The sequence below is a fragment of the Enterococcus sp. LJL128 genome, assembly GCF_056924295.1.
Genome location: NZ_JBXPBP010000006.1, coordinates 40,847 through 53,698 on the forward strand (window position 1 = coordinate 40,847; position 12,852 = coordinate 53,698).

22 protein-coding genes are annotated in these 12,852 nt (G+C 33.1%); 1 reads left to right on the top strand and 21 read right to left on the bottom strand.

Annotated features, from left to right (window positions below; all coding sequences use genetic code 11):
* Window positions 1-11: 11 nt before the first annotated feature.
* The 21 genes from AC1Z3K_RS09180 to AC1Z3K_RS09280 form a co-directional block, all read right to left on the bottom strand.
* Window positions 12-704 (bottom strand): class A sortase, encoded by a 693-nt coding sequence (locus tag AC1Z3K_RS09180; RefSeq protein WP_461732537.1) that lies wholly within the window; start codon window positions 702-704, stop codon window positions 12-14.
* A complete protein-coding gene (locus AC1Z3K_RS09185; RefSeq protein WP_461732538.1) occupies window positions 697-2,205 on the bottom strand; it encodes an isopeptide-forming domain-containing fimbrial protein in 1,509 nt (502 codons plus the stop codon). Before AC1Z3K_RS09185 ends, AC1Z3K_RS09180 begins: the two co-directional genes overlap by 8 nt.
* Before the next feature lie 33 nt (window positions 2,206-2,238).
* On the bottom strand, window positions 2,239-2,505 hold the full coding sequence (locus tag AC1Z3K_RS09190; RefSeq protein WP_461732539.1) for a hypothetical protein: 267 nt from the start codon (window positions 2,503-2,505) through the stop codon (window positions 2,239-2,241).
* A 4-nt stretch (window positions 2,506-2,509) separates the two neighbouring features.
* Window positions 2,510-2,956 carry a hypothetical protein gene (locus AC1Z3K_RS09195; protein ID WP_461732540.1) on the bottom strand — a complete coding sequence of 149 codons (447 nt, stop codon included), beginning with the start codon at window positions 2,954-2,956 and terminating at the stop codon, window positions 2,510-2,512.
* A complete protein-coding gene (locus tag AC1Z3K_RS09200) occupies window positions 2,956-3,528 on the bottom strand; it encodes a hypothetical protein (protein ID WP_461732541.1) in 573 nt (190 codons plus the stop codon). The genes AC1Z3K_RS09195 and AC1Z3K_RS09200 overlap by 1 nt, the downstream gene beginning before the upstream one ends.
* A gap of 34 nt (window positions 3,529-3,562) precedes the next feature.
* Complete coding sequence (locus AC1Z3K_RS09205; protein ID WP_461732542.1) at window positions 3,563-4,879, bottom strand: replication initiation factor domain-containing protein; 1,317 nt, start codon at window positions 4,877-4,879, stop codon at window positions 3,563-3,565.
* Between the two features lie 339 nt (window positions 4,880-5,218).
* Window positions 5,219-5,440, bottom strand: a complete 222-nt coding sequence (locus tag AC1Z3K_RS09210; protein WP_461732543.1) for a DUF7678 domain-containing protein — start codon at window positions 5,438-5,440, stop codon at window positions 5,219-5,221.
* A gap of 16 nt (window positions 5,441-5,456) precedes the next feature.
* Window positions 5,457-5,678 (bottom strand): DUF7678 domain-containing protein, encoded by a 222-nt coding sequence (locus AC1Z3K_RS09215; RefSeq protein ID WP_461732544.1) that lies wholly within the window; start codon window positions 5,676-5,678, stop codon window positions 5,457-5,459.
* A gap of 141 nt (window positions 5,679-5,819) precedes the next feature.
* Window positions 5,820-6,125, bottom strand: a complete 306-nt coding sequence (locus AC1Z3K_RS09220) for a hypothetical protein (protein ID WP_461732545.1) — start codon at window positions 6,123-6,125, stop codon at window positions 5,820-5,822.
* A gap of 31 nt (window positions 6,126-6,156) precedes the next feature.
* A complete protein-coding gene (locus AC1Z3K_RS09225; protein WP_461732546.1) occupies window positions 6,157-6,333 on the bottom strand; it encodes a DUF6906 family protein in 177 nt (58 codons plus the stop codon).
* Window positions 6,320-6,613 (bottom strand): hypothetical protein, encoded by a 294-nt coding sequence (locus AC1Z3K_RS09230; protein ID WP_461732547.1) that lies wholly within the window; start codon window positions 6,611-6,613, stop codon window positions 6,320-6,322. Before AC1Z3K_RS09230 ends, AC1Z3K_RS09225 begins: the two co-directional genes overlap by 14 nt.
* Window positions 6,614-6,625: 12 nt before the next feature.
* The gene (locus AC1Z3K_RS09235) at window positions 6,626-7,162 is read right to left on the bottom strand and encodes a hypothetical protein (RefSeq protein ID WP_461732548.1); all 537 of its coding nucleotides are present in this window, start codon (window positions 7,160-7,162) and stop codon (window positions 6,626-6,628) included.
* Between the two features lie 24 nt (window positions 7,163-7,186).
* A complete protein-coding gene (locus AC1Z3K_RS09240; protein WP_461732549.1) occupies window positions 7,187-8,143 on the bottom strand; it encodes an FtsK/SpoIIIE domain-containing protein in 957 nt (318 codons plus the stop codon).
* A 422-nt stretch (window positions 8,144-8,565) separates the two neighbouring features.
* Complete coding sequence (locus AC1Z3K_RS09245) at window positions 8,566-8,874, bottom strand: hypothetical protein (RefSeq protein WP_461732550.1); 309 nt, start codon at window positions 8,872-8,874, stop codon at window positions 8,566-8,568.
* The gene (locus AC1Z3K_RS09250; protein WP_461732551.1) at window positions 8,874-9,290 is read right to left on the bottom strand and encodes a DUF961 family protein; all 417 of its coding nucleotides are present in this window, start codon (window positions 9,288-9,290) and stop codon (window positions 8,874-8,876) included. The genes AC1Z3K_RS09245 and AC1Z3K_RS09250 overlap by 1 nt, the downstream gene beginning before the upstream one ends.
* Before the next feature lie 11 nt (window positions 9,291-9,301).
* Entirely contained in the window at window positions 9,302-9,622 is a 321-nt protein-coding gene (locus tag AC1Z3K_RS09255; protein WP_461732552.1) for a hypothetical protein, read from the bottom strand.
* 17 nt (window positions 9,623-9,639) lie between these two features.
* Window positions 9,640-9,975, bottom strand: a complete 336-nt coding sequence (locus tag AC1Z3K_RS09260; protein ID WP_461732553.1) for a hypothetical protein — start codon at window positions 9,973-9,975, stop codon at window positions 9,640-9,642.
* A 752-nt stretch (window positions 9,976-10,727) separates the two neighbouring features.
* Window positions 10,728-10,946, bottom strand: a complete 219-nt coding sequence (locus AC1Z3K_RS09265) for a hypothetical protein (RefSeq protein ID WP_461732554.1) — start codon at window positions 10,944-10,946, stop codon at window positions 10,728-10,730.
* Complete coding sequence (locus AC1Z3K_RS09270) at window positions 10,936-11,085, bottom strand: hypothetical protein (protein WP_461732555.1); 150 nt, start codon at window positions 11,083-11,085, stop codon at window positions 10,936-10,938. Before AC1Z3K_RS09270 ends, AC1Z3K_RS09265 begins: the two co-directional genes overlap by 11 nt.
* A gap of 39 nt (window positions 11,086-11,124) precedes the next feature.
* Window positions 11,125-11,589 (bottom strand): GNAT family N-acetyltransferase, encoded by a 465-nt coding sequence (locus AC1Z3K_RS09275; RefSeq protein WP_461732556.1) that lies wholly within the window; start codon window positions 11,587-11,589, stop codon window positions 11,125-11,127.
* 24 nt (window positions 11,590-11,613) lie between these two features.
* Window positions 11,614-11,850: a DUF6440 family protein gene (locus tag AC1Z3K_RS09280; protein ID WP_461732557.1), complete on the bottom strand. Its 237-nt coding sequence runs from the start codon at window positions 11,848-11,850 to the stop codon at window positions 11,614-11,616.
* Window positions 11,851-12,337: 487 nt separating this feature from the next.
* Here AC1Z3K_RS09280 and AC1Z3K_RS09285 point away from each other — a divergent pair, with 487 nt between their 5' ends.
* Window positions 12,338-12,694 carry a helix-turn-helix domain-containing protein gene (locus AC1Z3K_RS09285; protein ID WP_461732558.1) on the top strand — a complete coding sequence of 119 codons (357 nt, stop codon included), beginning with the start codon at window positions 12,338-12,340 and terminating at the stop codon, window positions 12,692-12,694.
* The last annotated feature ends 158 nt before the right edge of the window (window positions 12,695-12,852 follow it).

Here is a 12,852-nt window from a genome sequence, read left to right on the forward strand (position 1 = left end):
TTAGGCTCTCTTTACTCAAAATATTCAGCATACACAATAAATCGATTCGGTGTTTTATACGCAATTTCACAAGTTATTAAAGTTAAAATTGGCTTTTCACTTTCTTTAAATACCTTTGCTCCTTCAGTATTTTTCACTACTTCAGTACCAGTCACTTTATATTTATAGGTTTCTCCTGCTTCCTTAACATAGATAACCATGCCTTTAGTTACCTGATTCAAATTACTAAAAAGGATATTCGAGTTTTCTTTCACATTATGACTAAGCAGCACATAATTTCCTTCACCAGCTTTTTGATTTTCAAAATAGGTGGTTGCTCCATACATTAGATTTTCTGCTGTCGTTCCCTGAAGGATTGGCACATTTAAATCAATATTTGGAATTTCTACTTCAGCTACTACATTCTCTTTTACTTCCTGCAACAAGCCTTCATTCTCTTTCAAATCGGCTATGGTAGGACGTGTAATTTCATCCTGTATTACTTCCTGCTCCTGCTTCTTTTTAAACGCTGTATTTTCTACGATAGGTTTTAGATCAGTTTGTGTTCTTCCTCTAGCAACCTCTAAAAGTTTATTTTGATTTTCAAAAATCACCTCATATTTATATTGAGAAGAAAAATACATTCCTGCTGCAACGGAAAGAATAGCAACAATCAAAATAACCAAAACCGCATTATCTTTTAACCACCACAACACCTTATTCATCTTTCTTTTTTCCTGAAAAATAGAAATTAATTACTAGAGAAACAATGACTGAAACTGCCGCAGAGATACCAATTACTTCACCAGTACCGCCCAGCGCTGTATCTGGAATTTCTTTCGGTTCTGGCTCTTCTGAAGAAGTTGTAACTGTAGAACTACTTGTTTGTGACGGTTCAGGTTCAGAGCTAGGTTCTGGTACAGGAACAACTTCCAGCGGATTTGAAACAAGATTCGTTTCTTGAACTGAATTATCAATCATTACACTAGCAACATTTACAAGTTCCTCCGTTGATTCCACATCCTCATTCACTTTTGCTTGAATATACAAATCATAGGTTTCACCTGATAAAGGCATTTCTTCTAAGAATGTTTCTGAAGCAGCATAAGTCACTGTATGTGCTCCTTCATCATAATTAATGTCAGCATTACTTTCACCAGTAAACCAAGCTTTTTCATATGATACTTGTTCAGGCAATTTGTCCGACATTGAAAATTGTGAATATCTTTCCAATAAGTCTACACCTAAAGTGTGTACTTTTTGGCTAACCTTATAGGTGACAACTTGCCCTTTTCCAACCGTTTCACCATTTATTGAACTATCCTCATTTTCAACATCTACAATATCTTTGATAGGTTCTTCAGGTACTGCTGTAAACAACGTAGCACTTGAAAATGAGTTCCAAACGGCTGTACTTCCTTTTAATGTTCCAATTCGAAATTTCATTTCTGAACCTGATACTTGAAAACTAACCGTATTTCTTTTGAAAGTATCAAGCCCTAATCTATCAGAAAAGTTCCCTGAACCTCCTGCATAAACTTTACCTTCAGAATATTTATTATCCATTTCAATCACATTTGAATCATCTGTAATATAGGTTTTCATCCCTTCAGCTTGATTCAAATAAGCTACATATTCATTTGCAGTTTCTTCAGCAGGAGCCTCTTTACCAGAACCATTTAATGAATTAAACCCGATAAACGAATCACCTTCGAGATCAACTTTTGTTCCATCTTCATAGAAGAGCTTTAAATCTGTATCAATTTGATTAATAGAAAGATACCAATAGCCACTAAAAAGATTGTCAGAAATAATCAACACATTTTCACCAGTGTCTTTTTTAATCATACTATGATAATTCATCACTCCATATATTTTCTCACCTTTATAAGTACCTACATATCCGTAATCTACATTTACAATCGTCTCTTTAGTAAGATTAGAAAAAGTAATCCGAGTACATCCATATTCAGTTAAAAATGAAGTAGCCGGCACAACTTTTGACACATCGTCAAAGTGTTCAACAACATCATTTTTGTCTGATGTAGTAACTGTAACTTTCGGTTTCTCCTTCAAATCTTTTTCAATAATTAAATTATTAGTTGCAGAAATCAAAGGATTTTCTCTATCCACTTTCACTGTTTCTGCTGCTACTGAAGTCGGATTGGTGATAACAAATCCAAGTACAGCCGTACAAATAAATAATGTTCCTAATGTTTTTTTCAAATCTTTCCCTCTTTCCTTAATATAAATTTCAAATTACATTTCTTCCAACTGACCGTTTACGACCTTCCACTCAAACCATTCTGAAAAATCCTGCTTGAATCCATTCACACTATATTTATCCTGTAACATTGCTTCCGCTTCATCTGCTGGGTCAAGATAAGTGGGTTTGTCTTTCGGTCTAGCATATGCGCCTACCCATTGAATAAAATCACCTTCAAACATGCCATCAACAATAAAGCCTTTTTTATCTAGTAATTGCCTTGCCTCTTCTTTTAATCTTTCCCTTGTTTCTTCATCCATTACCTTATTCCTCTTCATCTTTCATAAAAATTTTTCTTTTCTCTTCAAACAATTTGAGAAACTGTACCTTATTAACACCGCTGCAATAAAGCCTTTCATTAATTATTCGTTCAGATTTTTTTAAAAAACCTCTTTTGTAAAACAGATAGCCAAACATGTTATATTGCTTATCACCAGATAAATTTCTACGATATCTTCCTTCAACAAAAATAGACGTTTTTTCTGATAACTGATATTCAGCAACAAATTCACGTTTTACATTGAACTTCACATTAGACAAACCGAGCGTTTTAAAAATCATTTCCTCATGCTTTTCAAAATAAATAGTATCTTCCAAATCATTTTCTGTTTCAGCAACAAGAAATCCATGTTCTTCTAGCATTTCTACTACATCTACCTTCAGATACCTATTTAAAAATTTGCTACGAGGTTTAAAAATAGGAGTAACCATCAAGGCTCCTCCTTTCTCTCGAATTTACAGTAATAATCAGCGTATTGCTCATGGAATCCTTCAATTAAATCATCTAAACCCTTTGCAATCATTTCTTCCGAACAGCTTATTGCTAAATAAGCATACTCACCAAAATATGAATCATTCTCTTTAAAATAGACCGCCGCTTTATGCCTCTCCATTTCAAGAATCATTTCATAACTTTCTGGAAGAAGTCTTTCAACTCTCATTTCCTTCTGCAACTTCACACGTTCTATGTGCCGCCATACAAAGCCCAATAAATCTATTACTTGATTTGATTTACCAAAGGCTGATATAAAACGAGTTCTTCTTGCCTCCCTTGCAAAATCTTCTAAAACTTTTACATCTGGACTTCTTTTATTTCTCTTCTTAAATGAAAAATAGAATAATTCACATGCTTTCTTTTCAAACGAAAATATCTGCTCTTCACGTTCGGAAAATTCTCTTATCTTAAAACGTGTTGCAAACATACTTCTCATACCTTCCATATATTGAGAAACAAATTCTTCTTGAGATAACTCTTCTCCCATAGCTTCTAGTTTTTCTAGCAAGCTCAACACCTCCTTTTTTCCAAAATAAAAAAAGTTAGAAAGGATAGGCATATTCCTCTTCCTCTATAACTTCATCCATTTCTTTAGAAAGTCCAAAAGATTCTTTCACATATTTTTTTATATCGTTTAGATCAGAATCACTCATTAATAATTCTTTTGTATCCGTACAAACCATTTCAATCATTTCATAATGCTTGTCTTTAAGTTCGGCTACCTCAATTCGTTCCCTCAGTTCATCCGTACCAATCAAATTATCAATAACTTTTATCATTTTTAAGGAAGGAGCTAAATAATTAGTCAGCCAACGAAGCGTTTTTTCAATAGACGGCTTCTCACCTTTAACTGATAATTTCAATCCTTTCATTTTATCAATAACGTTATACCACGCCTGACAAAACACTCTATGACCATTTTTTATTTCGTATACGGATAAGGATTCATTAATCAACTCTTTTACAAGAAAATCAAGACTTTCACCTGAAGACAAAAAATATTCCAAAAACAGAAAGGCTTTCTCATCAGCTAATCGGATTTCATATCGATTTTTCACTCGATATTTCAAACGAGCCTCTTCTACAGATATTTTTTCTTTTCTAGCAAAATCATAGTCTTTTTGATAAAAGCAAAAATGGAGCGGCGATTGACGACTTCCAAAATAGAGCGTTAAACCTTTGTTTATCCATTTTTTATTCTCCCATGACATCCCACCTCTATCATCAAAATTTTTGAATGACGTAGACACTAAACCAGATTCCATTTTATTCTTCAACAAATGAAGGTCAAAATTTTCTTCACCACTGACTATTAATTCATCTAATGCAATATCTATTCTAGTAACCTTTGTATCTACCAAAACGCCTCGACCAAACAAATCATCTTCATACAGCGACCAAAAAAATTCAGTCCAAGTTCTTTCATTGTCCTCTTCAAAAATTTGTTCCAGTTGTCTACAGCCCTCACCTGACAAATCAATCATAGTTCCCATATTCACATCTTGTGGATTTCTAAAGATACGAATACTTCCAAAATAGAACGTCTCAGTATATTTATAAAATCCTCGTTGTTCATGCACAAACCAATTCATATCCATATGCAATATTTTTGAAATAATCGTTTCTACATCATGAGTTTTAAATCGGATACGTAAGAAATCAATCTTTGCCTCTACAGAAGCTGTGCCACCGCACATATTAAATACTTCTACAATTTTAAGCTCTAATTCATCAGATACGCTTTTCTTATCTGATTCAATTTGACTAATCATTGGTCTTGAAACACCTACGGTGTCAGCAAATTCTTTTTGAGACAGCTTCATTTCTTTCCTAAGCCTCTTAACATCAATTCCTCTCATATATTTCCACCTAACGAAAAATAACAAGTAGTGTTTAAATACTATCGGTATAGAACATTGATAAATCAAGTCTTTTTTTAAGAGGTAACCAACTTCTCAAAAAAAGGTAACCAATTTTCAAACACTCAAAATCCTTACGCACCATAGTTTCAAAGCAACTTTCTATATGCTGTTATTTTATTTCTACCCCCATATTATAGATTGGGGGTTTTCACAGGTGAGGAGGCGCACAGCGCCCCCTCACCTGTAGAAGTCTGAAGCTGCGCCTTAATCGGCACAGCACAAGTCCTGCACAGCAGGCTTGCCATCCTTCTTGTTTCATCCAAATTTTTACATTCCCTAAGAATACTTAGCAACAATCATTTTTACAATTCTTGTTTGTTCAGCATTTTTCGGCTCTAAACCTCCCCAGCCTCTATCGTAATCAACTACTTCTTCACCTGTTTCCGTATCAATTAAAGTGAGATTACTGATACGTCCTCCTTCAATACCAAAATTGCTGGGCATTTCAAACACACGAATTTTGTACTCATATTTTTCAATTCTTCCAGATTCCCACATAAAAGCGTATCTCCTCCTATGAAAATTTATCTAAAATCAAATTCACCGTTTTGTTTTGTTCTAACGTTTTTGGTTTTAAATCTCCCCAACCTTGCGCATAACTTACAACTTTTTCACCTGTTACAGAGTCAATTAAGGAAAGAGCTCTAATACGTCCCCCTTCAAGACCAAATTTATTGTATGTGTTAAACAACAGAACCACATACTCATACTTTCCGATTACTCCACATTCCCACATAAAATTTTACCTCCTAGCGAATTTTTTCTAAGTTAACTCTTATGAGATAATTGAACTAGACAAACTATCAGTTGCCTCAATGATAATCGTGTCTTCATCGTTTACTCTCTACTAAAAATTGAATACCAGCAACCGTAAAATCTAATTCTTCCATTTAGAAAAACTTTCGAAAAACTTAGAATCCTCTTTTTCTTTTTCAAGGTTTAATTTTCTGATTACTTCATCCAAAATTAAGGTTTCATAAATTTCTTCTTCAGCAAAGTACCTTTCAACACTTAAAATATCAATTTCACTTTGAGAAACATTCAACAATTTTCGGTACCCTTCCGATTCATAAAAAAAGGTATCAAAATGCTTTTCAACAGAATAAGTAATCCCAAAATGATTACTAGCTTTCGAAAAAACACAACTCTTGATTCTCTCAATCATTTCATCTTTGTAATACACTTTTTACTATCCTTTCCTACAGAGATTTTTCTTAACCTACATTCAAAATCACTTGTTTCTTTGTTTTTCTATTCTGACAAGTAACCTCAGTCCCATTTTCTTCAATGACAAACCAATTAGCCCCATTTACTCTAATACAGCCGCCAAAATAAGCAGATAATGCTTCTTTGATTTTTCTTGTTGGCTTTTTTCCTCTAACTTTTTCCATCATCATTACCCTCCATTTTTTTAATTTCTACAAGTCCATTCATTAATTGCAGCATTGCTTCAGTAATCCCTTTTAAATGTTTATCAGAACAATTTTTGCTCTTCTCCTTCAGTAAAATTAATTGTTCATTGATTGTTTCTTCAACATCAGACAACGATTTTTGATCAGAGTTCACCTTAATAATCATTAAGTTAATACCAAGCATTCGGGCATTCAAAAATGACTGTTTTATCAATTCATCGCCGTCTTTTCCATAACAATTCACTTCTACAACTTTCACAATCCATTCCTCCTAAACTATAGTCAACATATCTTTTCCAACATGCAATTCATAACTAATTCCTCCATGATAATAAGGAAATACTTTTTCAAAACGTTCATCGGAATATCGTTTTTGAAAAGTCACTAAAAAGGGATTTCCTTCCTCCAAATCAATAACTTCAACTTTAAAGTTATTATTAATTTTCCTAAAAAAGAGATTCCCATCTACCTTTAACATGAACTCATATTTATTTTCGTACTTGTCAAGAATCACTACACATTCCGAGCACAGATATTTATGAGATACAATTTCATCTTTGCTTACCTCAAAATATTTTGTTTCAGCATTTCTTTCAAAATCATTAAACAGCTCGTCCCAACTAAAACTACAGAAATATAAAATAACAAAACTCCCGATTACCAAAAAGAAACCTAGAATTAGATACACAAAAATGGCGACCAATGCAGAAATTACAACTGCGACCCCCACCAACAAAAATATCTTTTCAAATTCCTTTCTTTTTCTTTCAAACTCTTCAAACGTATATTTTTCTTCAGTTATTTCCACCCAATCCTCCTACTCTATTTACATCTAAGCAGCTTCACTAAAATCCATTTCAATCATCTTATCGATTTTTCCAAATTCTTCTAAGAATTTATAATGTTTCGGAACAAGCGGACTATAAAACTCCCTCGGCACACTTGACCCATCGTCAACATAACCGCGCCCTTTAATTTTTTTATTAAAGAAAGGCTTATTTTTGTTTTCATCACCAAAAACCATGTGATATCCGATTGGAGCCAATTTTCCAACCGTAACCCTGAACATCAAATTATCACGAATACCCCCGCCAAGATATTGACTATCTGGACGTTGCATAGCTAAAATCAGAAATATCCCTGCTTGTCGTGCTTTAAGAACGATTTGTTGAATAGGCTTCATTATTTCTGCTTGTGCTTGATAATCCAAAGCACTGAAAAATGCCACCCACTCGTCAACAACGATAAAATGAGGCGGCATGTCATAATAAGCATAGTTTTTTCCTGAAACATAGTTGGGAAGTGACTTCATGTATCTATAACGTTCTTCCATCAGCTTTACGCCGTTTTCCAAGCAACGTTTAATCGGTTCAGGTGTTTTTCCATAATGAACATGACCTTTAAAGGCAGGAATTGTCGCAAGGTCGGCTAAATCAGCATTTTTCGGGTCACAAACATCCACTGTTCCCACAGTCATAAATGCTTTTATTAGCGAGTAAAGAAAATATGACTTTCCGCCGCCAGTTCCTCCTGCAACCAACATATGAGGCGTTTCATTAAAATCCCACACAAGCCCATTCATTAACTTTATGCCGTTTTCTGTCACTTCCACTTCATCAATAGATATTCGATTTCTTATTACATCCGTCAACAAGTGATAGCTAATGTAACCAAAATCCCTTTCCTCCTCAACTAAATCAGCTAACATCATTTCTTCTAGTGTTTTTCCCATCGTCAAGAATTTATCATGAAATTTTCCTCCGTCAGTAGGAAAAGAAATTTCAGTCATAAATTTTGACCTTTTATAATAAACTTTTGGCAGCTTATACTTTTGTTTTTTTGAGTTAGTACCATTCTTTTTTTCTTTCGTTTGAACAAAGTTATTTGAGATCAAAGAATTAGCAATTAATTGCTTATGAAAAACTCTCAAAAAGAAACCTGCATTAATTTTTGAATGCTGCATGAAAAGTGCAACTATCACATTAGCAAGTAATAAAATAATCAGTTGAAGAGCTACAGGAAAGATAAAGACTTTCCAATCCGAAATTTCTGAAGATTGAAAAGCCATTATCAGTGGAAAGAGCTGCAAATAGCCTAATACAAACATTCCAATTATAAAAGGAGATAGCAAAGCAATATGATACTTCAGATAGGCGTTCCTATGTCCGTAACGTATCCTTGCACCTCGATATTTAAATAATTTAGTCACATTTACTCCTTTCTAATATCTGAAAGAAATGCTTCTACTTCTTGTTCACAAAAGCTGTATTGCTTGTTAAAAGCGTTATTGACACATTCAGGAGTAATTACAGAACCGTCTGCAAACCATTCACTAAACGTATCAGAGACAATAGAAAAGCCCTGTGTGATAAATCTATCGCACATGGCTTTCAGTTCCTTCAATTGTTCTTCAGTAAATAACGAATCAAATTTATGCAACTTTCCTAAATCGTCTTTGATTCGTTCGTCATAATGCTTATACCACCACGCCTCAATTTGAGGTAAAGTACGAAACATCATTACTTGCCAACCCCTTCAGGTTTATTTTTTTCAGATGTTTTCGCTTCAGCACCGACTTTTTTAATTCCTGCTGCACGAATTTTATACGCCTGTTCTGAACGCCAAATTTCTTTTCCATCACGTCCTGTTGTTGAATAATTATTTTGCCAAACAGTAGCTGTCACATGTTCTAACAGTTCTACTTTGTCTTCATATTCAAATTTACTCAAATCAAAATCTGCCGGAACCGAAATTTCTACGTTGTCCTTAATTTGACTAGAATATAACATAACGACAATTTCATCTACTGTTGTTGTGTATGATTTCGATTCAGAATCATAGACAAATTTTTCCTCAAAATCTAAAAATTCCAAGTTTCCAAAAGTACCTTTTACATCTACCTGCTTAATACAATTTTTTTCAAAAGTTAATCCCATATTTTTTTCTCCTATCCTACTACTTCTAATTTTTCAGCATCAACTACCAGATTCATTGCTTTTTTACCACTCCAATTATTCGTAGTCGCTTGAATACGAATCTTAGGAGCAATCAAAGAAATTTCTTGTTTTCCTTCAAAAACCACTGAATTTTTTAAACCTGCAACTATAATTTCAAAATCCCTTTGTTCTTTTGATGAAGCTGTAAACACACGCCCCCTATCTACCACTTGACCATTTTCATAGACATTCATTTCACGAGTAAATACTGCTTTAATTTTCTTTCCTAATGCTTCTTGTTTTACTGCAACTTCTTGAATAACTTTTGCCATTTTATTTCCTCCAGATTTTATTTCATATTTTTTGTAATATGGATAATTTTGTTCAATTCCTCTCGAACATTATTTATCCAATCGTCATGCCTTTCATTAAAAAGTTTTTCTAAATAACTTACTTCCATTCCTAATTCAGAATATTCCATTTCAAATAGTTCAGTTGCACCCATACAGCTTGCAGAAGTTAACATTCCTATATCTTCCTTTATCTCATGAATATTCCATTCATGAACTTCTACATCAATACCAGACAAACGAACAATTTGGTCAATCTCATTAAACAGATTATTTTCAAAATCACCCCATGCCTCTTGTAAATCTTCGGCATTTTTAATTAAATTTCCTGACATATCTATCTCCAATCTATAATTTTTCGATAAAAATAAGCCTATGCAGGTTATCAAAAATTACTATAGCATTCCTCCTAAAATTTCATTTTTTTCTTTATTTACTTCAAATCTATTCTCATAAAAAATAGCTGCATACCTCTTCTATTAGTGTCTTATGCTTTTTGTATCTCCCATGAGAATTGATTTTTAATTCTATATTTTAAGTGTTGAAATTATTCATCTACATTTTTAGCACGTATGCTTCATTCATTAATATTCAAACACTTTCTATTATTTACCCACTCAAATTTAAGATTTTAGGTCTCAACACGCTCCCTCAATTATGAGATCATCGCACTATCACCGTTCCGTTTTCGCAGCTCTTCACCGCTCAGGCATTATCGGTTGTTCAGGATTCTTTATCAGTCAAGTACACCTGCTTACTATTACTAGGCTCACAAGTTCCATGTAGTACCATCAGCGCCTTTCAATAAAGACGACTACAGTTTTTATAAATGGTGCTGCAACCAACCAAAAGTGAAAAATTTGCATTTTTTCTTATATCCCTTATACTGAAACTACCACATTTCGCAAGAGGGAAACCTTTTGTAGAGGAGTACCAGATGATTAGATTCTAACCTCGAAAGAGTAAGTCCTCTAATCAGCCTACTGGTATTCCTTATTTATTTTTCAAAGAGCATTAAGGCAATTCAGCCTTATCAGAATACCCATATCTATTTCATATAGATACTCTCATAAAGAAAAATTGCTATTCATTTTTTCTTTTTTAACTCCACTTTTTTCTTTGGACTTTCCTTTTTACTATCAGGAATTGATACAGACCATTTCAAATATTCAATGGTAAGAAAAATCACAACTATTATCGCCATCACCCACCACAACCAATCTGCAAAAATTCTAATTATTATTGACACTTTTTCACTAATAATTTTCAACATCCTTTCTTGTGTGGAGTGGTTGTTATTCTTCATTACTTTCTTCGTACATTTCAAATCTTATTTGCTCAATCTCATATCGAACTGTTGCAACTACATCATCAGCATTTTCAGCATTCATTTCTCTAATTTTTTCAATCAGAATCTCTTTTTTTCTCTCAATAGTCCTATTCATTACCTACTTCCTTTCTTAGTGTGGAGTGGTTGCTACTCTTCATCTTCTAAAATAAGTTGTATACAGTTTCTTAAAACCAATTTTCTTATAGAAATCATTTGCAGGTAAATCATAGTAACAAGATAGTTCTATGTTCTTACATTTGATAACTAAATTACTAAGCACCAGTTTTGAGAATCCTCTTCCCCTGTACTCTTCTTTTATAAAGAGATTATCAATATAAATACATTTTTCATTCTTGACTACATCAGAATCTTTGAAATAGTATTCTAGGATTCCTACTGCTTCACCCTCATACTTTATAATGTATCTGTTGTAATCATTATTTAAGAAATACTCTAAGACATCCTGACTACTATAATTAAGAGCCATTTCATCTACAAAACCAAGCTTTTCAGCATAGGCGGCATGATATTGAATCAAATCTACTTTCATTTTTGAGAAATCAGCAAAATTTTCATCTTTAACTGAATAAATTCTTTCTACAATTATTTCAAATCCCAATTTATCACTCCTTATTTACTTTCCTCATTCAGAAACATAGATAGTTCCGTCAGAATTATAACGAACGCTCAAACCTGCTCTGCTAGTGTCTCCATACCCTTCAGAATAAAAAATGTAGTTAACTTTCGTTTCAGGGTCAATATAAATTACCGCTTTTTCACTTAGACCTTTAGAGTTCGAATCATTTTTACATCCATTCATCAAAAACATTGTTCCTGCAAACAGAAATACAACAATCATTTTTTTCCACTTACTTTTCATCAATTTCCACCTTTCTATTTTTGACAATAGAAAAAGGACACTCTTACAGAATGTCCTTAATCTTAATTATTTATTTTTACTAATCACTAAAAAAGATTAGATTATCCCACATTCATATCAACACTACCCAATCGCCCAGAGAGAGCCTATCAGCTAAGTGAATTGATATATACGGTGTACTTTACTAGTCACCTTATAGACGTTCATAGGCTACTCTACATCGCCTCAAAAAGACTTACAATCATTCTATAGAAAAAAAATCTTCCTTGCATTATTTCATCAACTCACTTAAAATAAAAGTGTCTAGTTTTTAACTAAGTGTTTGCGAAATGGAACTTTATTTTCTTTTCGTGAATGCTTTTTTGTTTATTAATTAGGTAACATTATGTTTCCTTAATTACATACTATACTACGTTTTGTAGTTTGTCAACACTTTGTTTACTTTTTTTGATATAATTACTAAAGAATGTCAGAGGAGGATTTAAAAGTGTTTAAAGACAGATTACTAGAGCTACGAACAGCTCAAAATTTAACTCAACAAGACCTCGCTGACAAATTAAATGTTGTTAAACAAACTGTTGGAAGTTGGGAACGAGGAAGAACTGAACCGTCAATAGAAAGTTTGAATAGCCTAGCTGCTGCTTTACATACAACTACTGACTACCTGACTGGAAAATCAGATTTTACAGAACCTGATGAAAAATTAGTTGAAGCTAGTATTCGTTTAATCCATCCCGAAAATAATCCTATTTTCGCAGAAATTGTTCAAGATTTAACTTTGTTAAATAATGATGAATTATTACATATTCATGCTTTGATAAAATCTTATGTTGCACAAAAATAAAAAAAAGCTGAAATTACTCAGCTCTTTTTTTTATGGTTTCTAAAACTCTTAAAAAATGAATAATGACAGCTGGGTCTTCTGTCTCAATTATGAGTTTTATTAACTGCTCCTTTTTTTCACGCATAACATCCACCGCCAAAAAGTAATTATAGAAAGTG